The sequence below is a fragment of the Paraburkholderia caballeronis genome (assembly GCF_900104845.1).
Taxonomy (GTDB): domain Bacteria; phylum Pseudomonadota; class Gammaproteobacteria; order Burkholderiales; family Burkholderiaceae; genus Paraburkholderia; species Paraburkholderia caballeronis.
The window spans coordinates 1,493,126-1,517,944 of the sequence record NZ_FNSR01000002.1 but is presented as its reverse complement, the minus strand read 5'-3'; the positions used below and the strand labels follow the sequence as shown (position 1 = coordinate 1,517,944).

At 67.4% G+C, this 24,819-nt stretch carries 20 protein-coding genes; 9 read left to right on the top strand and 11 right to left on the bottom strand.

Translation table 11 applies throughout. From position 1 onward, the window contains the following. Window positions 1-64: 64 nt before the first annotated feature. Genes BLV92_RS23305 through aepX form a run of 3 tightly spaced genes read right to left on the bottom strand, consistent with a single transcriptional unit; the run spans window position 65 to window position 4,022 of the window. Window positions 65-1,132, bottom strand: coding sequence for a 2-aminoethylphosphonate aminotransferase (locus BLV92_RS23305; RefSeq protein ID WP_090549501.1), 1,068 nt, complete (start codon window positions 1,130-1,132; stop codon window positions 65-67). Continuing rightward, window positions 1,132-2,331 (bottom strand): phosphonopyruvate decarboxylase, encoded by a 1,200-nt coding sequence (gene aepY / locus BLV92_RS23300; RefSeq protein ID WP_090549498.1) that lies wholly within the window; start codon window positions 2,329-2,331, stop codon window positions 1,132-1,134. Before aepY ends, BLV92_RS23305 begins: the two co-directional genes overlap by 1 nt. After that, the gene (gene aepX / locus BLV92_RS23295) at window positions 2,328-4,022 is read right to left on the bottom strand and encodes a phosphoenolpyruvate mutase (protein WP_090549494.1); all 1,695 of its coding nucleotides are present in this window, start codon (window positions 4,020-4,022) and stop codon (window positions 2,328-2,330) included. The genes aepY and aepX overlap by 4 nt, the downstream gene beginning before the upstream one ends. Between aepX and BLV92_RS23290 the strand changes: the two genes are divergently transcribed. The 3 genes from BLV92_RS23290 (at window position 3,952) to BLV92_RS31755 (ending at window position 6,539) form a co-directional block, all read left to right on the top strand. Continuing rightward, a complete protein-coding gene (locus tag BLV92_RS23290) occupies window positions 3,952-4,317 on the top strand; it encodes a hypothetical protein (protein WP_167627104.1) in 366 nt (121 codons plus the stop codon). The genes aepX and BLV92_RS23290 overlap by 71 nt on opposite strands. Window positions 4,318-4,776: 459 nt before the next feature. Further along, entirely contained in the window at window positions 4,777-5,940 is a 1,164-nt protein-coding gene (locus BLV92_RS23285) for an AAA family ATPase (RefSeq protein ID WP_090549488.1), read from the top strand. Then, the gene (locus BLV92_RS31755; protein ID WP_143040721.1) at window positions 5,937-6,539 is read left to right on the top strand and encodes a hypothetical protein; all 603 of its coding nucleotides are present in this window, start codon (window positions 5,937-5,939) and stop codon (window positions 6,537-6,539) included. Before BLV92_RS23285 ends, BLV92_RS31755 begins: the two co-directional genes overlap by 4 nt. Window positions 6,540-6,710: 171 nt before the next feature. Here the strand turns inward: BLV92_RS31755 and BLV92_RS23280 are convergent, their stop codons facing one another. Beyond that, window positions 6,711-7,850: a porin gene (locus BLV92_RS23280; RefSeq protein ID WP_373681897.1), complete on the bottom strand. Its 1,140-nt coding sequence runs from the start codon at window positions 7,848-7,850 to the stop codon at window positions 6,711-6,713. 466 nt (window positions 7,851-8,316) lie between these two features. Here BLV92_RS23280 and BLV92_RS23275 point away from each other — a divergent pair, with 466 nt between their 5' ends. Both BLV92_RS23275 and BLV92_RS23270 read left to right on the top strand, forming a co-directional pair. Next, complete coding sequence (locus BLV92_RS23275) at window positions 8,317-9,870, top strand: methyl-accepting chemotaxis protein (RefSeq protein WP_090549480.1); 1,554 nt, start codon at window positions 8,317-8,319, stop codon at window positions 9,868-9,870. Between the two features lie 349 nt (window positions 9,871-10,219). Continuing rightward, on the top strand, window positions 10,220-11,164 hold the full coding sequence (locus BLV92_RS23270) for a cupin domain-containing protein (protein ID WP_090549477.1): 945 nt from the start codon (window positions 10,220-10,222) through the stop codon (window positions 11,162-11,164). A gap of 64 nt (window positions 11,165-11,228) precedes the next feature. Here BLV92_RS23270 and BLV92_RS23265 read toward each other — a convergent pair whose 3' ends face one another. From BLV92_RS23265 to BLV92_RS23240, 6 genes are all read right to left on the bottom strand, one after another. After that, complete coding sequence (locus BLV92_RS23265; RefSeq protein ID WP_090549475.1) at window positions 11,229-12,158, bottom strand: LysR family transcriptional regulator; 930 nt, start codon at window positions 12,156-12,158, stop codon at window positions 11,229-11,231. Between the two features lie 200 nt (window positions 12,159-12,358). Beyond that, window positions 12,359-13,909, bottom strand: coding sequence for a methyl-accepting chemotaxis protein (locus BLV92_RS23260; RefSeq protein WP_090549472.1), 1,551 nt, complete (start codon window positions 13,907-13,909; stop codon window positions 12,359-12,361). Window positions 13,910-14,199: 290 nt separating this feature from the next. After that, window positions 14,200-15,210, bottom strand: a complete 1,011-nt coding sequence (locus BLV92_RS23255; protein ID WP_090549470.1) for an alpha/beta fold hydrolase — start codon at window positions 15,208-15,210, stop codon at window positions 14,200-14,202. Next, window positions 15,207-16,586 carry an MFS transporter gene (locus BLV92_RS23250; RefSeq protein ID WP_090549467.1) on the bottom strand — a complete coding sequence of 460 codons (1,380 nt, stop codon included), beginning with the start codon at window positions 16,584-16,586 and terminating at the stop codon, window positions 15,207-15,209. Before BLV92_RS23250 ends, BLV92_RS23255 begins: the two co-directional genes overlap by 4 nt. Next, a complete protein-coding gene (locus BLV92_RS23245; RefSeq protein WP_167627134.1) occupies window positions 16,583-17,686 on the bottom strand; it encodes an alpha/beta hydrolase in 1,104 nt (367 codons plus the stop codon). The genes BLV92_RS23250 and BLV92_RS23245 overlap by 4 nt, the downstream gene beginning before the upstream one ends. A gap of 65 nt (window positions 17,687-17,751) precedes the next feature. Then, window positions 17,752-18,867 (bottom strand): porin, encoded by a 1,116-nt coding sequence (locus BLV92_RS23240; protein ID WP_090549463.1) that lies wholly within the window; start codon window positions 18,865-18,867, stop codon window positions 17,752-17,754. A gap of 169 nt (window positions 18,868-19,036) precedes the next feature. Between BLV92_RS23240 and BLV92_RS23235 the strand changes: the two genes are divergently transcribed. Then, on the top strand, window positions 19,037-19,972 hold the full coding sequence (locus tag BLV92_RS23235) for a LysR family transcriptional regulator (RefSeq protein WP_090549461.1): 936 nt from the start codon (window positions 19,037-19,039) through the stop codon (window positions 19,970-19,972). 21 nt (window positions 19,973-19,993) lie between these two features. Here BLV92_RS23235 and BLV92_RS23230 read toward each other — a convergent pair whose 3' ends face one another. Further along, entirely contained in the window at window positions 19,994-21,397 is a 1,404-nt protein-coding gene (locus BLV92_RS23230; RefSeq protein WP_167627133.1) for an EAL domain-containing protein, read from the bottom strand. A gap of 670 nt (window positions 21,398-22,067) precedes the next feature. Here BLV92_RS23230 and BLV92_RS23225 point away from each other — a divergent pair. The 3 genes from BLV92_RS23225 to BLV92_RS23215 all read left to right on the top strand — a co-directional run bounded on the left by BLV92_RS23225 (window position 22,068) and on the right by BLV92_RS23215 (window position 24,718). Then, window positions 22,068-22,307: a hypothetical protein gene (locus BLV92_RS23225; RefSeq protein ID WP_090730087.1), complete on the top strand. Its 240-nt coding sequence runs from the start codon at window positions 22,068-22,070 to the stop codon at window positions 22,305-22,307. Between the two features lie 95 nt (window positions 22,308-22,402). After that, window positions 22,403-22,702: an H-NS histone family protein gene (locus BLV92_RS23220; protein ID WP_090549453.1), complete on the top strand. Its 300-nt coding sequence runs from the start codon at window positions 22,403-22,405 to the stop codon at window positions 22,700-22,702. A 357-nt stretch (window positions 22,703-23,059) separates the two neighbouring features. Then, window positions 23,060-24,718 (top strand): peptidoglycan D,D-transpeptidase FtsI family protein, encoded by a 1,659-nt coding sequence (locus BLV92_RS23215; protein WP_373681898.1) that lies wholly within the window; start codon window positions 23,060-23,062, stop codon window positions 24,716-24,718. Window positions 24,719-24,819: the final 101 nt, after the last annotated feature.

Sequence of the window (24,819 nt, the reverse complement as noted above, 5' to 3'; positions counted from 1 at the left end):
CTCGCGGCAGTGACATGCCGCGAGGCCCGTTCTTCACATCGGCTTCAAGCGTCGGTTCGGGCGTTCAGCGCACGATCCCGTCGAACGCGGCGAGCAGCCGCTCGATGTCCGGCGCGTGGATGTCGCCCATCGTCGAGATGCGGAACAACTGCGACGACAGCCCGCCCTGGCCTGCGTAGATCACGAAGCCGCGCGCCTTCAGCCCGTCGTGCAGCGTCGGGTAATCGACGCCGGCCGGCAGCCGGAACGCGCGCAGCACGACCGACGACTCGTCGGCCGGCAGCACGCTGTCGATCCCGCGCGCGGCGAGCCCCGAACGCACCTGCCCGGACAACGCCGCATACCGCGCATGACGCGCGGTCCAGCCGCCTTCGTCGGCCAGCTCGCGCAGCGCCTCGACGAGCGCGTAATACGCGTGCACCGACGGCGTGAACGGCGTGTTGCGCTGATCCTGAAGCTTGGCGAGACGCGCGAGGTCGAGGTAGTACGTGCGGCTCGCGGCCTGTTGCAGCGCGGCCCGGCGCACGACGACGAACGCCGCGCCCGGCACGCCGTGCAGGCACTTGTTCGCGGTCGCGGCGACCGCCGCGATGCTCGTGTCGTCGAAGTCGATCGCCTCGGACCCGAAACTGCTGACGCCGTCCACCAGCATCTGCACGCCGCGCTCGCGGCATGCCGCACCCAGCGCGCGCAGGTCGTTCAGGCGGCCGGTCGTCGTCTCGTGATGGATGATCGCGACGTGCGTGATCGCGCGGTCCGCGTCGAGCCGCGCGACGATGCCCGCGATGTCCGGCGCCTGCATCCAGTCGTGCTTCGCGACTTCGTGCGCGATCCCGTACTGCGTCGCGATCTGCGTGATCCGCTCGCCGTAGACCCCGTTTTCGACGATCAGCAGCTTGCCGTTCGCGGGCACCAGCGACGCGATCATGCTCTCGACCGCCGCCGTGCCGGAGCCGGTCATCAGCACCGCCTGCCATTGCGCGGGATCGAGCCCGTACACGCCGACGAGCCGCGTGCGCGCCTCTTCCTGCACGTCGAAGAACTCGCTTTCGCGATGGCACAGGTCCGTTTGCAGCAGACTGCGCCGCACACGTTCGGTCAGCGTGACCGGGCCGGGATTCAGCAGCAGCATCAGTGCGCTCCTTGCTCGGCGCCGATGTGGCGCATCAGGCGCGTCTTCACATCGGGCGGGGTGATGGTCGGGCGCGGCAGGCCGTCCGGCGTGCCGCGGCGGATCGCGATCCGCACGAAGCGCGTGCCCGCGAAGCCGGACGCACCCGCGCGGCGTTCGCGCGCGGCGGCCAGCACGTCGTCGAGCACCGCGAGGTCGTCGCTTTCGATCGCGTCCGCGTAGCCGCACGCGGCCGCGACGCCCGCGAACGACACCTGCGGCGACACCGTCGCCTGGCCGCCGGTCGAGTCGTGCGCGCCGTTGTCGAGCAGCACGTGCGTGAGGTTCGACGGGCCGTATGCGCCGAGCGTCGCGAACGCGCCCATCCGCATCAGCGCCGCGCCGTCGCCGTCGAGCGCGACCACGTTCAGGTCCGGCCGCGCGAGCGCGAAACCGAGCGCGAACGGCGTCACGCAGCCCATCGAGCCGACCATGTACAACTGGTTCGCGCGGTCGTCGAGCGCGTACAGTTCGCGGCCGCAGAAGCCGGTCGATGCGAGCACGACCGTCGAATCCGCCGGCGTCGCCGCGATCACGCGTTCGAGCGCGTCGCGGCGCGACGGCAGCTCGTTCGCCTCGACGCCGACACCGCCGCCAAAGCGCGTCTGCGCGGCGACGTGCGCGTGCCGCGCGGGCGCCGCGCCGTCCTTCAGTTCATACGGCGCGACGCTGCCCTTCTGCATCACGAGCGCATACGGACGGCCGGTGCTGTCCATGTGCGCGAGCGCGCGGTCGAGCGCCGGACCGATCGCATCCGCTTCGGTCGGGAACGTCTCCCACGGAATTTCCATCGTGTCGAGCATCTGCGGCGTGACCGGCCCCATCAGCGCGTGCTGCGGCTCGTCGGACACGCCCGGCTGGCCGCGCCACGTGACGATCAGCAACTGCGGCAGACGGAACGTCCACGTGAGCGACGTGAGCGGGCTCACCGCGTTGCCGAGGCCCGAGTTCTGCATCATCGTGATGCCGCGCTTGCCCGCGAGCGCAATGCCCGCGGTCAGCGCGACCGCGTCGCCCTCGTTCGCCGCCGACACGTAGTGCAGCGACGGGTCCTGCAGCACGTAGTTGATGAACGGCGTCAGGTACGAACACGGCACGCCCGCATACCAGTCGAAGCCGCGCGCGCGCGCCGCCTCGACGAATTGCGACGCGTCGATCATGCGGCGCTCCCGTTCTGCGCGCCGGCCGCATCCGTGCCGAGCGGCGTCTGCGCATGCGCGAAGTCGCCCGCGCGGCGGAAGTCTTCGAGGTCGTTCACGCCGCGCCAGTGGCCGTGCACGTATTGCACTTCGATCTGTTCGCCCGACTCGATCAGCGCGTTCAGCAGCGCCGGCATGTCGAGGCGGTCGAAGTCCGGACGCTCGCGCAGTTCCGCGAGCTTCGCGGCGAGCTTCGCGCGGCCCGCGCCGCGCACGTTCAACAGGCCGATCCAGCGGCCGTGCGGCGCGTCGCCGCCCGCCTGCTCGCTCGACACGCGGCGCAGCAGCACCTTGTTGCCGAACAGGTCGCGGTCGTCGCCCGCCGAGCACCATGCGAAGTCGCGCACGCTGCTGTTCTCGGTCGCCGGCGACGAATCGACGACGACGCTGAAGTCCGCCTCGCTCTCGACGAGGTCGCGCAGGATGTAGCTGCGGAACAGCAGGTCGCCGTACGAGATCACCGTGTCGTTCTTCAGCGCGTCGGCCGCGCATGCGAGCGACGCGAGTTCGCCGGTTTCCGCGTGACGGTCGTTGACGACGAGCTTGATGCCGGCCGTGTCGATCGCATCGGCGCGATAGCCGCCGACCACCGTGACGTCGTTGACCGACTGCTTCTTGAACGCGTCGAGCAGCCAGCGCAGCAGCGGCTTGCCCGCGACCGGCAGCATCACCTTCGGCTTGTCGGTCGTCACCGCGTCGAGGCCCGAGCCGCGGCTCGCGGCCAGCACGATCGCCGAACCCGCGTTGCGCGACGCGGACAGATAGCGGTTCTCCGCTTCCGAGTATTCGTCGGCGTCCTGCAGACGGAAGATTTCGTTGACCGACGCGATGCGGTCCTCGACGTCCACCAGCGTCTCGCTGTCGTGGATCTGCTTCGCGACCGCCTGCATCGCGGACGCCGACGCGCGCACCAGATGGTTCGCCCAGATCACGACGCTGATGCCGGCCTTGCGGAACACGTCGGTCGGCGTGCTGTAGTACTTCGTCGGCACGATCACGAGCGGGCCGCGACCGGCCCATTCGCGCGCGAACGTGAGGATCTCGTCCGGCTTCGACAGCTTGCTGTGAATCAGGATCGCGTCCGCGCCGGCGAGGCGGTAGGCTTCCGCGCGCTTGAGCGCCTCGTCCATCCCCCAGCCCGCGATCAGCGCCTCGACGCGCGCGACGATCGAGAAGTTCTCGTCCGTCTGCGAATCCTTGCCCGCCTTGATCTTGCCGCAGAACTCGTCCATGTCCGCGAGCGGCTGCGCTTCGCCCTTGATGAAGCTGTTCGTCTTCGGGAACTGCTTGTCCTCGATGCAGACGCCCGCGATGCCGCGCTGCTCCAGCTTGCGCACGAGGCGGCGCACGTTGTTGAAGTTGCCGTAGCCGGTGTCGCCGTCGAGCAGGATCGGCAGATCGCTCGCGTCGGCCATGAATTCGAGGTTGTCGACCACCTGGGTCCAGCTCGCCTCGTTGTTGTCGCGCACGCCGAACTGCGCGGAGATCGACAGGCCCGAGCCCCAGATCGCCTTGAAGCCGGCTTCGCGCGCGATCCGCGCGGACAGGCCGTTGTGCGCTTCCATCAGGAATTCCAGCTCGTTGCTGATCAGCATCTGGCGCAGCCGTGCGCTGCGCGATGCGGGAACCAATGCGGGTTCGCGTGCGTTCATCGTGTCACTCCTCACGGACGGCGCGGCCGCGACAGTCCTGCTGCGCCGCGCGCGTCACATCGTTGGGAAAATCCATCTGTTTTCGCGGCGCGCCATCCGTATCGACGATCGCGATCTCGAACGGCGTGCCGCGGTCCGGCAGCAGAGCGAGCGGGGCGGGGGCTTGCGCGACGGTTTCGCGACGGCTCGCATGAGCGCCGCGCGGGTCCGTCCGGTGCGCGCACCGTGGGCCATGCGCATGCGGATCTCGTCCCTCCGATCCGCGCTCGCCGGCGCTAGTCGAAGCCGGTTGTGATGCTGGCCGCCGCCGGCAAAAACGGCGAAGCCATGCGTCGGCACACGGGTCGCGAAAACGGGTCGCCTGTTCTGCTCCGCTTGTTCTGCTTTTTTCTGTCCGGCTACCCTGCGCCGCCTTGTCCGGCAGTCCTGCCGGGCGACACAGCCCGTAGCGCATTCGCCGGGCCGAATTCGCGACTATAGCCGAAATGAAACCGCATTGCCTCTGGCTCCGGCGGCGGCGTGGCAAATCATGGAGTTGCGCGGAGATTTGTGGAGCAACGCCCATTGGCCGCCAGTAAAAAGCCCGGTTATCCGTTCTGGGACATGGCGAGTTTGGCGACTGATGGGACCCTGTATGATTCTCCTGCGGGAAAAGACTGGACGAGCGCACAGCAGTTCCATCACGTAGCCGATCTGGACGATGTGCAACATATACGAGACAGGGATATAAGTTCCCCAGCGCAAAGGTGTGGAAATGCAGATTAAGCGGCTCAAGCTGAAAAACTGGCGAAACTTTCGGGAGGTCGACGTCCCCCTGGGACCACGGACGTTTGTCATAGGGGCTAATGCGTCAGGAAAGTCAAATCTGCTCGATGTATTTCGCTTTCTGCGCCTGCTCGCACAACCCGAGGGCGGTGGCCTGCAAAAAGCCTTGCGTGATCGCGGTGGACTGACCAAGCTGAGAAGCCTGCACGCTCGCCGTGACCCCGAGGTCCGTATAGAACTTGACTTGCTGGATGAAACGGCAGAAAGCAGTGACGCCTGGCGATATGTCCTTGCGCTGAAGGCCGAGGGCAAGGGACAACAGCGTGTGGTGGTCTCTGAGGAACGCGTCGAACGAAACGGCCTGGAGGTAATAAGTCGACCCGATACGCACGACATGGAAGATCCGGAGCGCCTGACGCAGACCCATCTCGAACAGATCGCCAGCAATACGGATTTTCGTGTCCTGGTCAATTTTTTTGCCAGCACGACCTACCTGCATCTGGTCCCTCAGTTGTTGAAGTTTGGCGACGAGATTGGCGCTCGCATTCCCGAGAGCGACCCCTTCGGTCAAGGGTTAATGCAGCGTATTGCAAAGACACCAAAGAAAACTAGAGATGCGCGCCTCAAACGGATTCAGCAAGCACTATCCAAAGCTGTTCCGTTGTTCTCTGAATTGAGGTTTGACCAAGATTCAATCACCGGACTGTGGCATCTGGAAGCAAATTTCACGCATTGGCGTATCAACGGTGCATGGCAGCGCGAAAATCAATTCTCGGATGGCACGTTACGGCTCATCGGCCTTTTGTGGGCTTTACAGGAGGGAGAGGGCCTTCTCTTGCTGGAAGAGCCGGAACTGTCGCTGAATGACGGTATCGTGGAGCACATACCGCTGTTAATTGAAAGGGTGCTCCGGGATCGAAAAAAGCGCAAATCGTCGCGGCAGGTCTTGCTAAGTACGCATAGCGAGACATTGCTAGCTCACGTCCCAGGCGACGCCCAGATACTGCTGATTGAACCCGGTCCGAACGGTTCGACGGTCCGGCCGCCGAACGCTGATGAAGAAAGACAAACCAGACATGGACTAACTCCGGCGGAGGTGTTGCTACCTAAGACCCGACCGCAATCGGTAGATCAATTGGGTCTTTGGGAATGAGCCGTATTCTTGTCGTTGGAGAAGATGCACTTTGCTGCGCGCTGGGCGAAAAGCTCGTAGCCGCGGCTTTGCCGGACTGGCGCTTCGCAGCCCCGTCGATTGATGCGAAAGGCATCACCAAGTTGGTTCCGAACCTGCCGCGTTACGCCGAACAGGCAGCCCACGTGCAACCGGTCCTATGTATCGCCGATACCGACGGCAGATGCGCTCTCGACCTGATGGCCGCGTGGCGGCCAGAAAATGCACGGCAGCATTTCATCCTTCGCCTGGCAGTAGCGGAGGCAGAGAGTTGGGTGCTCGCTGATCGGCCTGGATTTGCAGAAGCATTTCAGGTGACGATGAACAAGCTGCCGGCCATTCTGGATGATGAGCCGGATCCAAAACGCTTGCTGCTGACTTTGATGGCAAAATCCAGGAAGCGGATTTTCCGCGATGAGATAGTTTCGCAGACTGACCGCAACAAGCAGGGAGCCGGATACAACGTTCATCTTGGAAAATTCGTGCGTTCCAGTTGGAACATCCGGCGCGCATGCGACCATTCACCGAGCCTGAACAGGGCACTTCGATCTCTTCAGAGTCTCGACGCCAATAAACGCTGAGTAGATTTAGCAAAACAAAAAACTCGACGACACTGCGTACTTTAGACGCGTACGCAGTGTCGGTGTCTGGACGCCTCATCACACGCTGTCTGAATGTTCTATCGGTAAACGATAGGACATTGACCGAAAGACACAGTGCGTGGCCATCGGCTCCGCACATGTGTCCCGCGCCTAGAACCCATGAATGATCGCGACGCGATACAGCATCTGGTTGCGTCCCGACGACAGGTCCGCCGCGCCGAGGATGTTCGCGTAGTCGAAGTCGGTGCCGGTATGCGCGCTGATCGCCCGTTGATACGCGCCTTCCAGATAGACCGACGTGCGCGGCGACAGGTCGTAGTTCAGCTTCATGCTCAGTTGATGCCACTTCGGATTGAAGCTGCCGACCGTCGACGTGAGCCGCGCCTGCGTGTACGTATAAGCCGCGCCGAGATACAGCGCATGCGTGAAGTGATACAGGCCGCTCAGTTCGAAGTTGTCGAATTTCCACGCGTCCCACGTGCCGCCGGCCGGCTGCGTCACGCCGGTGAAGTACGCGTTCGCGGTCGGGTCGTACACGTCGACGTGCGAATACGCGAAGCCGACCAGCACGTTCGAGAACGAATAGTTCACGCCGATGCCGATGTTCTGCTGCGAGCGCGCGTTGAACGTGTTGTCGCTCGTCACCGCGCCGGAACTGTTCGCGGTCGCGGCCGCGCTCGCATTGTTGATCTTCAGGTACGACGCGCCGATCTGCAGGCCGCCGTTCTGGTACTGCGCGCCGAAGCCGTACAACCGGTTGTTCGCGAAGCCGCCGGCCTGGTTGCTGAACGCATACATCGCCTCGCCGGTGAACCCGGCGATCGTCGGCGACACGTACTTGACCGCGTTGTTCACGCGAAACGAGTAGTCGGTGTTGTCGTTGTCGTACGGATGCGAAAAAATGTAACCGGTCCAGTTACCATTCGCGGTGAGCGGCGAGAACATGTCCACGCTCGGGTCGTACTGGCGGCCGAGCGTCAGCGTGCCGAAGCGGTCCGACGCGAGGCCGACGAACGCCTGCCGGCCGAACTCGCGTCCGCCCTGGCCGTTCTTGCCGGTGTTCACGTCGAAGCCGTTCTCCAGCTGGAACACGGCCTTCGTGCCCCCGCCCAGGTCCTCGGTGCCTTTCAGGCCCCAGCGGCTGCCGTAGTCGTAGCCGCTTTCGAGCTGATACGCATCGTTGCCGCGCGCGTTGCTCGTGTAGTTGAAGCCGTCCTCGATCTTGCCGTACAGCATCACGCTGCTCTGCGCGTGCGCCGCCCCCGCTGCGACGAGCGCCGGCAGCAGCATCCCCCACTTTCCTGCATTCACTTGTGATTCCCCCGCTTCTTCAGTCAACCCTTGTTCGGTTCTTGATCGGCCCGGTATGTCCGGTTCGTTCGATGCCGCATGCCGCGTGCGGCAGCGACCGGCGAAGTGTCCGGCACCGAAATTCGCGGACTAAGGGGCCAGCATGGAAGGGACCGTTGTGCGGACACGGGGGAATCGGCGCGCGACGATTCGAAGCGCCGTTTCGCGGTCAAAAAACTGCTTCATAGTCCGCAGGGTCAAGGTAACTGATTGATTTCATTCGACCACCGACGCAACCGTCGGCAGGCCCGCAGGCCAAGGCGCGATTCGTCAGCGGAAAACGCGGCATTCACCGAGGGTTTACCTCGGGTAACGCGTGCGTGGGCTGTCGCCGTAAACCGATTCAGGACCGGCTCATTCGCCGGGGCCGACACGACAACGGACACTCCTCATCTCGCGCGGACCTATGACCCTGAACAGAAAACTCGGCTCGATGATCGTGATCCTGTGGATCGGACTGCTGCTGATCGGCGCGTATGGCGCGTGGCAATCCCGGCAGACGATGACCCGCGACCGCCAGGCGCAGCTCACGTCGCTCGTCGAGCAGGCCGCCAGCATCGCGAGCCGCTACTACGCGCTCACGCAGAACCACACACTTCCCGAGGCGGACGCGAAGCGCCAGGCGCTCGAACTGATCGGCATGCTGCGCTACGGCGCCGACGGCTACCTGAGCGTGAACGACTCGCAGCCGGTGATGCTGATGCACCCGATGAAACCCGAACTGAACGGCAAGGCGCTCGGCAACTTCACGGACCCGAACGGCAACCATCTGTTCGTCGACATCGTGAACGCCGGCAACCAGAACGGCGGCGGGTTCATCAACTACCTGTGGCCGAAGCCGGGCGAGCAGCAGCCGGTCGCGAAGACCAGCTATTCGAAGCACTTCGCGCCGTGGGACTGGTACATCGTGACCGGCATGTACATGGACGACGTGCGGCACGAGTTCGTCGACAGCCTGCTGCAATGGCTCGCGATCACCGCGGGGCTCGGCATTGCGGCGAGCGTGGTGATGGTGCTCGTGCTGCGCAGCGTGCGCTTCAGCCTCGGCGGCGATCTCGAAGCCGCGATCGACACCGCGAACCGCATCGCGCGCGGCGACCTGACGGATCACGTCCGCGTCGACGACCGCCATCCGGGCAGCCTGATGCATGCGCTCGGCACGATGCAGTCGGGGCTGTTGCAGACGATCACGCGCGTGCGCAGCGGCGCGGAGAACATCAACGTCGGCGCGAACGAGATCGCGGCCGGCAACACGGACCTGTCGCAGCGGACCGAGGAGCAGGCGGCCGCGCTCGTGCAGACCGCGTCGAGCATGGACCAGATGACGACCAACGTGCGCCAGAATGCGGACAGCGCGCAGCAGGCCGCGCAGCTCGCGAACGATGCGGAGCAGATCGCGTCGCGCGGCAGCGCGGTCGTCAACGAGGTCGTGCAGACGATGGGCGCGATCACGTCCAGCTCGCAGCAGATCGGCGACATCATCAGCGTGATTGACGGCATCGCGTTCCAGACCAACATCCTCGCGCTGAACGCGGCGGTCGAGGCAGCGCGCGCGGGCGAACAGGGACGCGGCTTCGCGGTGGTGGCGTCCGAGGTGCGCAGTCTCGCGCAGCGGTCGGCGACGGCCGCGAAGGAGATCAAGGGGTTGATCGAGAAATCGACCGAGACCGTCGAACAGGGCGCGTCGCTCGTGACGAACGCGGGCGCGACGATGACCGAGATCGTGCAGTCGGTGCGGCGCGTCCACGAGATTCTCGAAGAGATCAGCCACGCGTCGCGCGAACAGAGCGCGGGCATCGAGCAGGTGAATCGCGCGGTCGGCGAAATGGATCAGGTCACGCAGCAGAACGCGGCGCTCGTGGAAGAGGCTGCGGCAGCCGCGCATTCGTTGAAGGATCAGGTGACCGGGCTGCGCGATGCGATCGCGAGTTTCCGGTTGCCGGAGCAGCGGGTGGCGTGACGTTCGCCCAGGCCGGGGCGTCGGCAACACGCGTCCGGCTCGACCCATGCGGGGACAACCGCCGTCCCCGCACCTTTCCGTTTTGACAGCGGATCGCTCGCGGCAAGCAGGATCGACCAGGCATGAGCGGGCGACACGCGCGCTCCATTGATCCGCGCGGTACCCAGCGGCATCCGCACCTTCCCGCAGTCCACCCCTCCCCGCAAAGCTGATTTCCCGTCCCGGCGATTCTGCCGCCGCGCGCCGAAACCTATAGTCGGTCCATGTCGCCGCCACGATCGCGCGGCGACGGGCAGGCCGGCGCTTCCACGCGGCGGCCGTTTCAGGATCCCCCATACGGAAGACAGCCATGCTGCAGAAAACCACCGAGCCCAGTCTCGAATCGAACGCATCCGCCACCGACGACGCGCAGTACTTCGAATACACGTCGTCGGCCAATCCGATCGGCGCGAAGCTGATCTCACGCGTGCCATACCACGCGTTCCCCGCGACGCTGTATGCCGACGGCCCGACGCGCGTCGTGCCGCTCGACCTGTCGAGCGAACTGCGCTGCGACGGTCCCGCGACCGGCCCCGGCCTGTGCGCGAGTTTCGTGCGCATCGTCGGCGGCGAAAGCGTGACGCTGTCGCCGGTCGCGACGTCCCAGGTGTTCTACGTGATCGACGGCGAAGGCGCCGCATCGCAGCGCGACGCCGGGTTCCGCTTCGCGAAGGGCGACTTCTTCACATTCCCCGGCGGCGCGGAACTGACGCTGCGCGCCGACGCGACCGCGCGGCTTTACATGGTGAACGACGCGCCGCTGCTGACATATCTCGGCGCGAGCTTCGGCCATCCGCGCTTTCGTCCGACGCTGTACCCGGCAAGCCGCGCGCAAGAAGAACTGCGCAAGGTGTCGGGCGCGGCCGCCGCAAGCGTGCGCAACCGCGTGAGCATCCTGCTCGGCAACGCGAACTTCCCGCAGACGCGCACCGTCACGCATTCGCTGTGGGCGATGTTCGGCGTGATCGCGCCGGGCGCGGTGCAGAAGCCGCACCGCCATCAGTCGATTGCGCTCGACTTCATCTCCGACTGCGCGCCCGGCTGCTATACGCTCGTCGGCACCGAACTCGACGAACACGGCAACATCCGCAATCCGCAGCGCGTGGACTGGACGCCCGGCATGGCGTTCGTCACGCCGCCCGGCTACTGGCACGCGCACTTCAACGAGTCGGATGCGAACGGCTACGTGATCCCGATCCAGGACGCGGGGCTGCAAACGTATCTGCGCTCGCTCGACATCCAGTTCGCGCGCTGACCAGTCGCGTTCAGGATGACGGCAGGCGTTGCGCCTGCCGTTCCCGCTTACGCTTCGCCGCGCTTCACGCGCCCCAGTCGCCGTGCTCGCGATACAGGTCCGCATAGAAGTCGATGAACGCGCGCACCTTCGACGACACCGTCCTCTTCCGTGCATACACCGCCCACACCGCCGGGTTGCCGCTGCCGGGCTGCGCCTCCCAGCGCGGCAGCACGCGCACGAGACGGCCGTCGCGCAGCGGCTCGCCGACGCTCCACGTCGGCAGCAGCGCGATCCCGCAGCCGGCGATCGCGAGTTCGACTAGCGCATCGGTGTTGTCCGCGCGCACGCGGCCGCTGAGGCGCACCTGGACTTCCTTCGGCGCGCGGCCCTTCGCGGCCGGCTGCACGAGCAGCCAGCGGTCGCCGGACGCGATCGGAAAGCACAGCGCCGCGTGATCCGCGAGGTCTTCGGGTTTCGACGGCGTGCCGTGACGGGTCAGGTATTCGGGACTCGCGCACACGATGCGCCGGTGCGGCGCGAGCTGCCGCGCCATCAGTTGCGAATCGGCGAGCGCGCCGATGCGGATCGCGAGGTCGATGCCGCTGTCGATCAGGTTCAGCACCTCGTCGGTGATGACCGCATCGACGGAGATGCCGGGATGCGCGTCGAGGAACGCGGGCAGATGCGGAATCACGTGACGGCGCGCGAACGACGTCGGCATCGTCACGCGCAGCAGCCCCTGCGGCGAGCGGTTCAGCGACGACGCGGCGTCGCGCGCGTCGTCCAGTGCGGCGATCGCGGCGGACGCGTGCTCGCGGAACACGGTGCCGCCTTCGGTCAGCTTGAGGCCGCGCGTCGAGCGGTTGAACAGCGCGATGCCGAGATCGCTTTCGAGTTCGTTGATGTAGCGCGAGACAGTCGAGGTTTTCACGTCCAGTTGCTGCGCGGCCTTGCTGAAGCTCTTCAGTTCGGCCGCGTGCAGGAACGCGCGTACCGCCGAGTAATAATCCATGGGACGTTCCGGTGACCGAAGGACGGCGGCGGAGAGCCGCCAAGTTCGCGATGGTAGCAGGAAGGCGACGGCACACGGCGCGGACGTTATCGCGCAGACCGGCCGCCGATGCCGGCTTCGCGCGCCGCATTCCGCGGCTCGCGTTTTCGCGGCTCGTGCGCTCGGGCCAGGGACACGGCCGGACCCTGCGTCAGCGTCGATCAAACCCGAAAGACCGCGACCGCCTCCCGCAATACGCCGGCCTGATCGTCGAGCGCCGTCGCGGCCGCTGCGGCCTGTTCGACAAGCGCCGCGTTCTGTTGCGACACCTGGTCCATCTGCGAGATCGCGCGGCTCATCTGCTCGATACCCTGGCGCTGCTCGTCGGACGCGTGCGCAATTTCCTCCATCAGCGCCGTGACGCGCGCGATCGACTCGCGCGTCTCCTCCATCGTCGCGCCCGCGTCGCCGACGAGCCGCGCGCCCGCGCCGACCCGCTCGACCGACGCATCGATCAGCGTCTTGATCTCCCTGGCGGCCGTCGCGGAACGCTGCGCCAGGCTGCGCACCTCGGACGCCACCACCGCGAAGCCGCGCCCCTGTTCGCCCGCGCGCGCCGCTTCGACCGCCGCGTTCAGCGCGAGGATGCTGGTCTGAAACGCGATCCCTTCGATCACGCCGGTGATGTCCGCGATCTGCCGCGAGCTTGCGTCGATGTCGCCCATCGTGCGCACCGCGTCGCCGGCCACCTGCGCGCCGCGCCGGGCCACGCCGTGCGCGCGATCGGCCAGGGCCCGCGCGGCGAGCGCGTGCTCGGCGTTCTGCCGGACCGTCGCGCTCAACTGCGCCATGCTCGCCGCGCCCTCCTCCAGCGACGCGGCCTGCTCCTCCGTCCGCTGCGACAGATCGCGGTTGCCCGCCGCGATCTCGCGGGTCGCCGTCGCGATCGACTCCGCGCTGTGCGCGACTTTGCGGACGGTTCCCGCCAGACCATGCTGCATCGTCCGCAAGCCCTCGACGACACGCCCCACTTCGTCGCTCGAACGCACGGCGAGCGGCACGGTCAGGTCGCCGGCCGCGATCCGCTGCATCGCGTCGCCCGCCTCCGTCAGCGGCAGCGCAATCGAGCGCCGCAGCCCGACCGCGCAAAACCCGCAGACCGCGAGACCGAACACGATCAACGCGACCGCCGCCACGCGCAGCATCTGGAAGCGCCGCCCGGCTTCGTCATAGGCCTGCCGGCCGTGCGTGGCGAGCCAGCCGTCCAGCGCGTCGGACTGCTTCGTCAATGCGACCGACAGCGGCAACATCCGCTCCATCACGAGGTCGTCGGCCGTCTGCCGGTCGCCGTGCCGAAGCGCATCGACGAGCGGCGTCAAGCCCTGCTGAAGCAATGCGGCCCGCGCGGCCGCGACGGCGTCGGCCAGCTTCTGCTCGGCCGGCGCGTGCGGCAATGCGGCGTAGTCGTCCCATGCGCGCTGCGAGATCGCCAGATAATCGAGCGCCCTGTCGGTCAGCGCCGACGCGCGTGGCGAGTCGGGATGCAGCACGACGCGGTCCAGCGTCGTGCGGACGATCGTCAGGTTCAACGTGGTCTTGCCGAGCGCGATCGACGATGCAAGCTGATTCGAGTACGCATAACCGAGCGCATCGTTCGAACGCTGCATGCCGAACAGGCCGAGCCAGCCGGTAACGACGAGCAGCGCGCCGAGCGCGGCGACCGTCGCCCACAGGCGGGCGGAAATGGAGACGCGTGCGAGTATCCGGTTCATGAACTGAAGCAGGTCGGGTTGGACGGAATCGGGTGCGTGCCGCGCGGACGTCGCTGCCGCCGCTGCCACGGTCGATGTCTGCGTTCGTGCAATCGCGTCAACGGCGGCGGCACTGCGGATGACCGGCTCGACGCTCTGCTCCGCGTCCGCTGCACGGCATGCGCGACTTCATAGGGAATCGCCTGGGCGATGCGCGACGACACGGCCGAAGTCCGGCATGGCCGGCGAGCATCGCGCCACCATCGGTTACCCGGGCCGCCCGTTTCCGCGTGCGCCGGGCCGTCAACGCATTACGCCGCCCCGCCAAACAAAGCCGCCATCCCCGCCGGCGAGCCGAACACCGCATCCGCATCGTGTCCCGCCCCAGCGACTTCATACGTGCGATGCACGAGCCCTTCCGGATGCCGCTCGCGCATGTACCTGGCGTACGCCTGCCCGCGCCCGAGCCGATGCTCGCCCTGCGCCATCGCCGCACACGAACGGTCGAGCGCGGGGTGCGCCGGATCGCAGTCGTCGGAACCGAGCAGCACGGTCACGTCGCGCCGCGCATACGCGTCTTCGAGCGCGTGCGCGGACGGCGCGACGCCATCCACCGACGCGTACTCGGGCAGATCCTCCAGCCCGTACTTCCAGCGATTGAAGTGCTCGCAACGCGCCGCGTCGTATTCGGAGAATCCGCCGTCGGCATCGGGCCGCCGCGCATCGAAATACACATACGACGACGGATTCGCGATCACATAACGCAGCGCGATCCCGCGCGCGACGAGCGGCGCTTCCCCGCGCGCGAGCACCGCATAACGCTGCGCCACCTGGCCGCCGCCCGAATGCCCGGCGATCACCACTTCGTTCAGCGCCGGGAAGCGCACCGGGTCGGCGAGCACCGCGAGCAGCGCATCGACGACGTCGAACGAACTGAATGGCGCGGGGCCAAGCGCATCGCCGCCGCCCATCCAGTTCGTCCATTCCCAGCGCAGCGTCGAAGCGGGCAGCCGGTGCGCATCGACGTCCGCCTGCGCGAGAAACTGCGGGACGATCAGCAGCGTGTCCGTCGAGTCGTGGCCCGCGCGCGCGCGGGCGCGATGCGCAAGCTGGTAATACGCGTCCGCGTTGCGCAGGCGGCCGTGAATCAGGATCACCGCGCGGCCCACGCCGGGCTGCGGCTCGTTCCATTCGCCGGTCGCGAACAGCGGCACGGTCCCGCGGCCGCGCGCGGTCGCGACGGTCAGGTGCTGCGGCGCGACGGTCGCGACGGGTCGTTCGTTCGGCGCGCGTTCGTCGTTCGCGCGGAAAAGCTCGGTCATGCGGTGGAACTCCTGGCGGTAGCCGGGTCGTCGGCGCCCGCGCGGCCGCGACGCGTCCCGTACACGAGCGCGAGCGACACGAACCCGGCGAAGATCAGATAAAACGCGGGCGTGAGGCTGCTGCCGGTGAGCCTCGTCAGCCCGGTGATGGTGAACGGCGCGAGCCCGCCGAACAGCGTGACCGCGACGTTGTACGACAGCGCGACGCCGGACGAACGGCTGCGCACCGGAAACAGCGTAGCGAGCATGCCCGGATGCGCACCGGACATCGCCGCGAGGAACACGGTCGAGATCACCTGCGCGACGAACAGCCGTTCGGCGGACGGCGCGGACACGACATACGCGAAGAGCGGATACGCGCAGATCATCCATGCGATCGTGACCGGATAGAACAGCCGGTACGCGCCGTAGCGGTCCGCGAGCCGGCCCGACAGCGGGAACAGGAACAGATTCAGCGCGCCGCAAAAGAACGCGCCGCGCAGCGCGACCGCGAGCGGCAGATGCAACTGGCGCTCGACGTACACCGCGAGGTACGAGTGCCACACGTAGTTGGTCGCCGCGCCGACCGCGATCACGCCCATCGCGCACAGCGCCGCGCGGCCGTTCGTGCGGAAGAACTGCCGGATCGACGCACGCGGCGGCGCATCGCCGTGGTCGCGCAGTTGCTGGAACTCCGGCGACTCGGCCACGCGATGGCGGATATAGAAGCCGAGCGGCCCCGCGAGCGCGCCGCACAGGAACGGCACGCGCCAGCCCCACGACGCGAGTTGCTCGTGCGTCAGATGCGTGGTCAGCAGATAACCCGCGCCCGACGACAGCAGCAGCGCGAACGACTGCGCGGTCATGTTGAAGCTGCCGTAGAACATCTTGCGGCCCGGCGGCGCGTACTCGACGAGCATCGCGGACGCGGTCGCGAACTGGCCGCCGACCGACAGCCCCTGCAACAGCCGCGCGAGCACGACGAGCGCGGGCGCGGCGAGGCCGATGTGCGCGTAACCGGGCGTGAGGCCCATCAGCAGCGTGCTCGCGGCCATCGAGATGATGAGCAGCGACAGCGCGCGGCTGCGGCCGGCGCGATCCGCGTACAGGCCGACCAGGATGCCGCCGAGCGGCCGCACGAAGAAGCCGATCGCGAACGTCGCGAAGGTCAGCATGATCGACAGGAAGCCGTTGTCGGCCGGAAAGAACACCTGCGCGATCGTCTTCGAGAAATAACCGTAGATCAGGAAGTCGAACCATTCGAGCCCGTTGCCGAGCACCGATGCGAAGATCGCGCGGCGCACCATCGCGGGCGACAGGCGCGCGGCGTCAGCGACGTTGCCGCCGTCGGCGGCGCGCGCCGTCGCGTCGCGAGTCGCGGTCGTCGGCTGGCTCATGGCGCGCACCCCGGCGTGTCGTACATGGCGGCGAGCGCGCACGTGGACGTGAGCATCCGCGCGCCGTTGTGGCCGACGCCCGGCACTTCGTGCAGGCTCTGGTTCAGCCCCTGCGGATGGCGGCCCTGCATATAGCGGAAATACGCGTGCGCGCGCGCGACCCGCTGCGGCCCCTGCGCCTCGGCCGGGCAGCTTTGATCGAGCGCCTTCTGCTGCGGATCGTCGTCGTCGCCGCCGACGAGGTAATACACGCGCCGCGCCGCATACGCGGCTTCGAGCTGCGCGGGCGTGCGGTCGTTCAGGTACGCGGGCCGCTGCTGCATCCCGTACTTCCAGTCGTCGAAACCGGCGCACGACGCGGCGTCGAACGGCGCGGCGTTGCCGTGCTCGTCGGGCCGCAACGCGTCGAAATACGCATACGACGACGGGCTCGACACCACATAACGCACGTCGATGCCTTCGCTCGCCAGCGCGCCGAGATCGCGCGCGGCCACCGCATAACGCTGCACGACCTGGCCGCCGCCCGAATGCCCGGCGAACACGACGTGCCGCAGGTTCGGGAAGCGCGTGCGATCCGCGAGCCGCGCGACGATCGCGTCGAGCACCGCATACGAGCTGATCCGCGCGGGCGCGACCGCGTCGTCGCCGGCCATCCAGCCGTTCGCGTCCCAGCGCAGCAGGTCGGCCGGCTCGGAACGCAGGCTGAAATCGAGCGTCGCGAGGAACTGCGGCGCGATCAGCAGCGTGCCGTTCACGTCCGCGCCCTGCGCCTGCGCCGCGTCGCGCGCCTTCTCCGCGCTGTGGAAATACGTGTCCGCGTTGCGCAGCTTGCCGTGAATCACGATCACCGCGCGCGTGACGTCCGGCTGCGGGGCGTTCCAGTCGCGCGACACGTACAGCGGAAACTCGGCGCTGCCGGCCGGCGTGTCGAGCATCATCCGCGTATCCGAGATGTGCGACACCGGTTTCAGATGCGGGTTGTACACGTGCGCGGCGTCGGTTCCGGCCGCGGCGGACGGCGCCGCCTGGGCGGCGACGAAGGCCGCCGCGGACAGCGCGGCCGCGACGGAGACGGCGCGGCGAAGCGGAAAACGGATCATGCAGACTGCTCCTTCGGCGCGCCCGCCCGAGGCGGGCGCGATTCGTACGTTGAGTGACGTCCGGCTCAGAACTTGTGGAACATGCCGATCGTCACGCCGGTCTGGTTCGACCCGAACGCGGTGTCGTCGGTCGTGCCGACCGGCGTGAACTGGCCGTTCGCATAACGCGTCGCCTGCGCATACGCGACCGTCGCATACAGCGACGTGCGCTTCGACAGCGCGTATTGCGCGCTCAGCACGCTCATCCATGCGTTCGACGTGTCGGCGGTCTTGTTCTGCTCGTAGTAATACGCGGCGGTCACCTTCAGGTTCTTCAGCACCGGATAACGGACGCCGCCGAACCACAACTGCTGCGCCTCGGCCGCGCTGCGCGTCGGGTTGTACAGGTAGTGCTCGTAACCCGCAAGCAGTTCGCCGCGGCCCACGTCCTGGCGGACCGTGACGCTCACGTTGCGCGACTTCGTCCACGTGCCGCTCGAATTGATCGCGCCGTTGCGATAGTCGTACGCAACCGCCGCGCCGAACGTGCCGCCGTCGTAATCGAGGCCGCCGCCGTACGCGGCGCTGCTCTGGAACGAAGCGGCGTCGCCGCCGAAGCTGTACTCGGCGATCGCGGTCAGCCCGCGGAAGCGGCCCACGTACTTCACCGAGTTGTTGTTGCGCGCGCGGAACGCGAAGCTGTCGGCCGAGCCGGTCGTCGGGAACCACGTGTACTGCTGCGCGAACGTCATCGGATCGTAGCGCAGCAGGATGTCGTACATCGCCGTGTATTGCAGGCCGAACGACAGCGAGCCCAGGCGGTCGTTCGCGAGGCCGACCGCGGCGGTACGGTTGAACAGCGTGCCGGCGGTCGCCTGGGTGCCGTCGTTGCTGTTGAAGCCCGCTTCGAGCACGAACCACGCGGACGTGCCGCCGCCGAGCGATTCGGTGCCGCGCACGCCGAAGCGCGAGTTGTGGATGCCGCCCGAGTTTTCGCGCACGAGCGAGCCGCCGGTGGCGCTCGCGTGGGACAGGTATTCGATGTTTGCGTCGATCACGCCGTACAGCATGACCGAGCTGCCGCCGGGCGCGCGGCCCGTGGCGAGGTCCAGCGCCGCGTCGGTTTCGTCCTGCGCGTGCGCGCCGGCGGACCATCCGGCGAGGGCGACGAGGGTGGCAGCGGCGGCGTAGTGCTTGTTCAAAGCGGTCTCCTTGACGTTGTTGTCGGACGCCGCGGCGGCGAGCCGGTCGGCGATTCAAAAATTTTGCGTAATCCTAGGGGCCGGCCAGGCAGATGTAAAATACATAATTCAACAGGCTGCCATATATGTTCGATATGGCAGATTTTCGTCTTCGTTCGGGGATGCTTCAATGGAGCTTCGTCACCTGCGCTACTTCCTCGCGGTCGCGGAGGAAGGCCAGTTCACGCGCGCAGCCGAGCGGCTCGCGATGCAGCAGCCGCCGCTGTCACAGCAGATCCGGCTGCTCGAAGAAGAGGTGGGATTCGACCTGTTCGTGCGGCTGCCGCGCGGCGTCGAGCTGACGGCGGCGGGCAAGGCGTTCGCGCAGCACGCGGAGCTGGTGCTGGACACGCTGCAACAGGGGCTCGCACACGCGCGGCGTATCGCGCGCGGCGAGCTGGGAACGATCTCGATCGGCCTCACGAGTTCGGCCGGCTTCCATCCGGTGACGACCGACGCGATCCGCGCGTTTCGCGCCGCGCAGCCGGACGTGGACATCGAACTGGCCGAACTGAACGCGGCGGAGATCATCGAGCGGCTGTCGGCCGACCAGCTACAGGCGGCGTTCCTGCGCAAGCCGGTCGACACGCCGCCCGACGTCGCGTTCGAGCAGTTGCTGAACGAGCCGATGGTGGTGGTGCTGCCGGTCGATCATCCGCTGCTCGCCGGGATGGGGGACACGCCGCCCGCGCTGCCGCTGCGGGCGCTGGAGCACGAGGACTTCATCCTGGTCCGGCGGCCCGGCGCGCCGGGCATGTACGCGGACATCCTCGCCGCGTGCCGGCATGCGGGTTTCGTGCCGCGCATCGCGCGCGAGGTGCCGCGGATGCTGACCGGCATCCACATGGTCGCGGCGGGGCTCGGGGTGACGCTCGTGCCCGCGTCGATGCAGCGTTATCAGCACGTGAGCACTGTGTTTTGCACGCTCAACGACGCGGCGAACCTCACCGCGCCGCTGCACCTCGCGTACCCGACCGTGATGCGCAATCCGGCCGCGCAATGCTTCGTCGAGTTCGTCGCGGCGTTTCATGCGCGCTCAGGCGTCGATCCGGCTGGCGGCGGATGACGCCCGCGCTTCGGCGCTGCGTCAGGCCGACCTCGAATGACTCGCCGGATGCAGCGACTGCAGCGCCTTCAGGCGGTCGAGGAACGTGAGGAGCCGTCCAGGATCGAGCGCCTTGCACAGGAAGAAACCCTGCGCGAGCCCGATCTGCGCGCGGCCGGCCGCGTGATACTGGCCGACGGCCTCGATCCCGTCCGCGATGATCGGGATGCCGGATTCGTGGCCCCATGCGGAAAATCCCTTCAGCGTCTGACTGCGCAGCGCGTCGCCGAGCGTCATGATCTCGCGATGCAGCTTCGCGAACCGCAACGACCCGCCCGATGCGACGCCGACGGTGTCGGCCGGCGAGCGCACGTCGCATAACGAAATCGCGACGCCGTCGTTCTGCAGATGGCGGACGTTGTCGCGCGCGTGCTGCAACGCATCGCACGACACCTGCAACACGATGCGCTGCGCGCCGAGCGACTTCGCGAGTTGCCCGGCCAGCGCCGCGTGCGCGTTGTCCGCGACGCACGCGCCCGGCAGGTTCACGATGATCTGCAACGAGCGGCCGGCTTCCGTCACGCCGAGGTCGGCGGCGGCCGTCTCGATCATGAAGCGCAGCAGCTGCGCGACGATCGGATCGTTCTCCAGTTGCGCCATGAACCAGTCCGCGCCGCGCCGCCCGTGCGCCGAATCGCGCCAGCGCAGCAGCACCTCGGCGCCGTAGCACTGCCGGCTGCGCACGTGGAACACCGGCTGATATTCGAGGTAGAACTGCTTGCGCCTGAGGCCCCTCGCGGCCGCGCGCGAGACCACCGCGCGCGACGAGAAGTAGTGCCGGCGCAGCACGATCGCGATCACGACGACGAACACCGCGAGCGATATCGCGATCACCGCGACGAGCAACGCGAGCACCGCGTTCTGCACCGCATGCGGACTCATGCGGACCGACAGCGCGCTCGCCAGCATGGACAGCAGCGACGGCCCGGCGCGCTGCGTGCCGGCTGTGTCGTCGGACGTCTGCCGCACATACTGCACGGAGGTCGCGGGCGGCGCGGCATCCGAAGGCGCTTCGCCCTGCACGTAACCGGACTCGCCGGTCGCGGAGGTGACGGGCGCTTCTTCGAAGCGCGAGCCATCTGCTTCGGAATCCGTGATAACGGATGAAGCGGCAACGAATTGCTGCTGTGATGCAGCATCGCCGCCGCTCGCGCTGGCCGCCGCCAACGCGGTGTCGGCCAGATTCGGGATCGTGAGGTCGATGCCGTCGAGCGACAGCGCGCACCCGGACGACGCGGGCGCGGGATCGACGATGTCGCCAGTGCCGCCGCTGCCGCCCAGCGCGGCAGGCAGCCTGATGACGATCGCGTCGCCGCATCCGGACGCCGTATAGGACGTGCCGGACGTCGCCGCGGCTTCGAGGCCGGGCGCAGCAAACGCGAACATCGGTGGCTGGGTGCCGGCGGGATCAGCATGGCAGGCCTGGCAGATGACGAAAAGCGCGGCTGCGCTCATCCGTATCGCGTTGGCTTCCATGACTTGGTCTTTTCGTTGTGACAGGCCGCTTTCGATGAGGTCGAACGTGGCGCGGAGCAATGACCAGCAGATCCGCGCCCGGCGGCTGCCTCCCCGTATGACTCGTTCTGACTGGACGCCAGTTTAGGAAAGCTGGATATTTCTTTCCCGGCGCAGTTAGTCAATAACCGTTCCCGTGCGACGATTCTTCATCGAAAGACGCTACCGGCATCGAAGCCTGCACGCGATAGGGAACCGCTCGCCCACCGGGCGCAGCACGTGCGTATCGTCAGGGCCGGCGCGGTCCCGCCGAACCGCTGAGGACCCCGTATCGCGGCGCAGCACGCCGCTTCGGCAAGCGGCGCGACGCATGCGCTACGGCCAGCATGTCGAGGCTCCGCGCGGCACCCATGCCGGGGGATGACAACGACCGTTCGTGCCTGTCTCACGGGCAACCACGCGAACAACGCGGCCGGCACGCGGCGCGTGGACAGACAGTTATCGCATAACCGTTACCCTCAAACGCCGCAAACGTTAGCCGTTACTGCGTCAGGTACGTTGTCGTTCAACTTTTGATGGAGAGTTCCGATGGACCAGACTGATGCCGATCTCTAACGCCGAGAAACAACGTCGATACCGGATGCGGCACCTCGGTCCGGGCGGCGGGTACGAACGACTCTCGGTGCTGGTAAGGATTGCGACGAAACGCAATCTGGAGCGGCTTGCCGGCCATTACGGCTACACGATCACGGGTATGGTCGAGGCGCTCATCACCGAACGGACCCAGCAGGTTCTCGCCAATCTGAGCGAGCGCGAGCAAAACGACTTCTACATCGGCTGACGCGTTCGCCCGGCGAAACCGCCCCTGCACCGCTTGCCGCTGGACATCACGATCCGGTCGCAGAGCCTTGCGCGTCCACGCACGATCATCTTCACATGCCGACATACAAAGAACTCAAAGTACAGATCGCATCGTTGGCCGCTCAGGCCGAGGCCGCGCGCACCGCGGAAATCAACGCGATCGTCCGCGCCATCCGGGCCACGATCGCAGAATACGGCCTCACGGAGAAGGACATTTTCGGTGGTCGGCGCGGCCGGCCAAAAAAGAAAAAGGCGCAAACCGTCGCGCCGAAGTATCTCGACCCGGCGACCGGCGCCACATGGTCGGGCCGCGGCCGCGCTCCGCGCTGGATCGCGAACGCCGCCAGCCGCGACCAGTTCCTGATCGGCAGTTGACGCGCGCGGCATGCGCCGCCCCGCGACGACGCAACGACGCGACGACGTTCGCCGCGCGGGAAGCACCCGGCCGCGTCTCGCGACGACCGGCCGCCGTGCGCGGCCGCTCATGTCGTCGGTCTGGTGGACCCGCACAGCGGGAGCGGAACCACCCAGGCCATACCCTGGCCCGGCAGCGCTCGAATCCGCGAAAAAGCGGCGCGAACACAACAACCCCGGCCACAATCCTCGCGTCGACATTACACAATCATTACAATCGGTCGATCCGCACTACCCAGCCGACCGATGACCCTGTTCCGGAAACCGTTCCGCCGCATCGCGCCGCGCGATCCGCATGCCGCCGCCACCCGCCATCCGATGCTCGCGCCGCGCCTGCCGGTGTGGCGCTCGAAGCTCGTCATCCTCGTGATGTTCGCCGCGTTCGCGACGCTCGCCGGCCGCGCGCTGTGGATCCAGGTCGTCGATCACGCGTTCTACGTCGGGCAGGGGCAGAAACGCTATCAGCGCACGCTCGCGCTCGACGCGATGCGCGGCCGCATCGTCGACCGCAACGGCGCGCTGCTCGCGGTCAGCCTCGAAACGTTCGAGATCTGGGCGAACCCGAAGCTCGTGGACGCCGCGACGCACGCGCCGCTCGCGAAGCTGCTCGGCCTGCCGCGCGCGGAACTCGCGCGCCGGCTGGCCGGCGAGCGCTCGTTCGTGCTGCTGCGCCGCCAGGTCGATGCCCAGACCGCCGCGCATATCGACCGGATGTCGCCGGCCGGCATCACGCTGGTCGCCGATTCGAAGCGTTTTTATCCGGAAGGCGAGTCGGCCGCGCACGTGGTCGGCTTTACCGACGTCGAGGACGACGGCCAGGAAGGCGTCGAACTCGCGGTGAACGACCGGCTGCGCGGCACGCCGGGGCAGCGCGAGGTGATCCGCGACCGGCTCGGCCGCGTGGTGTCCGAACCCGGCCCGCGCGTGCCGCCGCGCCACGGCGACACCGTGCAGTTGACCATCGACCGCCGCATCCAGCAGCTTGCGTATGCGCAGCTGAAGGCGGCGGTCGCGAAGCACAACGCGCAGGCCGGCAGCGTCGTCGTGCTCGACGCGCGCAACGGCGAGATCCTCGCGCTCGCGAACTGGCCGTCGTTCGACCCGAACGACCGCGCGCGGCTGACCGGCCGCGAGTTGCGCAACCGCGCGGTGGTCGATACGTTCGAGCCGGGCTCGACGATCAAGCCGGTGGTCGTCGCGCTGTCGCTCGACGAGCGCAAGGTGCGGCCGCAGACGATCATCGACACGTCGCCGGGCACGCTGCGGATCGGCACCGCGACGATCCACGACACGTCGAACCACGGCCGGATGACGGTCGCCGAGGCGATCCAGAAGTCGAGCAACATCGCGCTCGCGAAACTCGCGCTGAGCCTGCCCGCGCAGACCATCTGGGACAAGTACCAGCAATACGGGCTCGGCCAGAAGCCGGACCTGACGTTCCCGGGCGCGGCCGCCGGCCGGCTGCGACCGTATGCGCGCTGGCGGCCGATCGAGCAGGCGACGATGGCCTATGGCTACGGGCTGTCCGCGTCGCTGCTGCAGATCGCGCAGGTCTATACCGCGTATGCGGGCGACGGCACGCTGCATCCGGTGAAGCTGCTCGGCAACCCGGCGCCGGACGAAAGCCCGCCGGCCGCGCGCCGCGTGGCGACGCCGGCCACCGCGTCGCAGATCCGCGCGATGCTCGAAATGGCGACCGGCGAAGGCGGCACTGGCCGCGCGGCGACGGTCGAAGGCTACCGGATCGGCGGCAAGACCGGCACCGCGCGCAAGCAGGTCGGCGCGGGTTACGCGAAGAACCGCTACCGGTCGCTGTTCGTCGGGATGGCGCCGATGAGCGATCCGCGCGTGATCGTCGCGGTGATGATCGACGACCCGGGCGGGCGCGCGTTTTATGGCGGCACGGTTGCGGGGCCGGTGTTCTCGGGCGTGACGGCCGGCACGCTGCAACTGCTCGGCGTACCGCCGGATGTGTGACAGGCGTTCGCGGGTCTGCGGTTCGCGGTTCGCGGTTCGCGGTTCGCGGTTCGCGGTTCGCGGTTCGCGGTTCGCGGTTCGCGGTTCGCGGTTCGCGGTTC

Bases quoted from the DNA above. Each gene is read 5' to 3' on its own strand.
- BLV92_RS23305 (WP_090549501.1), bottom strand. From the start codon at position 1,132: ATGCTGCTGCTGAATCCCGGCCCGGTCACGCTGACCGAACGTGTGCGG.
- aepY (WP_090549498.1), bottom strand. From the start codon at position 2,331: ATGATCGACGCGTCGCAATTCGTCGAGGCGGCGCGCGCGCGCGGCTTC.
- aepX (WP_090549494.1), bottom strand. From the start codon at position 4,022: ATGAACGCACGCGAACCCGCATTGGTTCCCGCATCGCGCAGCGCACGG.
- BLV92_RS23285 (WP_090549488.1), top strand. From the start codon at position 4,777: ATGCAGATTAAGCGGCTCAAGCTGAAAAACTGGCGAAACTTTCGGGAG.
- BLV92_RS31755 (WP_143040721.1), top strand. From the start codon at position 5,937: ATGAGCCGTATTCTTGTCGTTGGAGAAGATGCACTTTGCTGCGCGCTG.
- BLV92_RS23280 (WP_373681897.1), bottom strand. From the start codon at position 7,850: ATGCTGCTGCCGGCGCTCGTCGCAGCGGGGGCGGCGCACGCGCAGAGC.
- BLV92_RS23275 (WP_090549480.1), top strand. From the start codon at position 8,317: ATGACCCTGAACAGAAAACTCGGCTCGATGATCGTGATCCTGTGGATC.
- BLV92_RS23270 (WP_090549477.1), top strand. From the start codon at position 10,220: ATGCTGCAGAAAACCACCGAGCCCAGTCTCGAATCGAACGCATCCGCC.
- BLV92_RS23265 (WP_090549475.1), bottom strand. From the start codon at position 12,158: ATGGATTATTACTCGGCGGTACGCGCGTTCCTGCACGCGGCCGAACTG.
- BLV92_RS23260 (WP_090549472.1), bottom strand. From the start codon at position 13,909: ATGAACCGGATACTCGCACGCGTCTCCATTTCCGCCCGCCTGTGGGCG.
- BLV92_RS23255 (WP_090549470.1), bottom strand. From the start codon at position 15,210: ATGACCGAGCTTTTCCGCGCGAACGACGAACGCGCGCCGAACGAACGA.
- BLV92_RS23250 (WP_090549467.1), bottom strand. From the start codon at position 16,586: ATGAGCCAGCCGACGACCGCGACTCGCGACGCGACGGCGCGCGCCGCC.
- BLV92_RS23245 (WP_167627134.1), bottom strand. From the start codon at position 17,686: ATGATCCGTTTTCCGCTTCGCCGCGCCGTCTCCGTCGCGGCCGCGCTG.
- BLV92_RS23235 (WP_090549461.1), top strand. From the start codon at position 19,037: ATGGAGCTTCGTCACCTGCGCTACTTCCTCGCGGTCGCGGAGGAAGGC.
- BLV92_RS23230 (WP_167627133.1), bottom strand. From the start codon at position 21,397: ATGTTCGCGTTTGCTGCGCCCGGCCTCGAAGCCGCGGCGACGTCCGGC.
- BLV92_RS23225 (WP_090730087.1), top strand. From the start codon at position 22,068: ATGCCGATCTCTAACGCCGAGAAACAACGTCGATACCGGATGCGGCAC.
- BLV92_RS23220 (WP_090549453.1), top strand. From the start codon at position 22,403: ATGCCGACATACAAAGAACTCAAAGTACAGATCGCATCGTTGGCCGCT.
- BLV92_RS23215 (WP_373681898.1), top strand. From the start codon at position 23,060: ATGCTCGCGCCGCGCCTGCCGGTGTGGCGCTCGAAGCTCGTCATCCTC.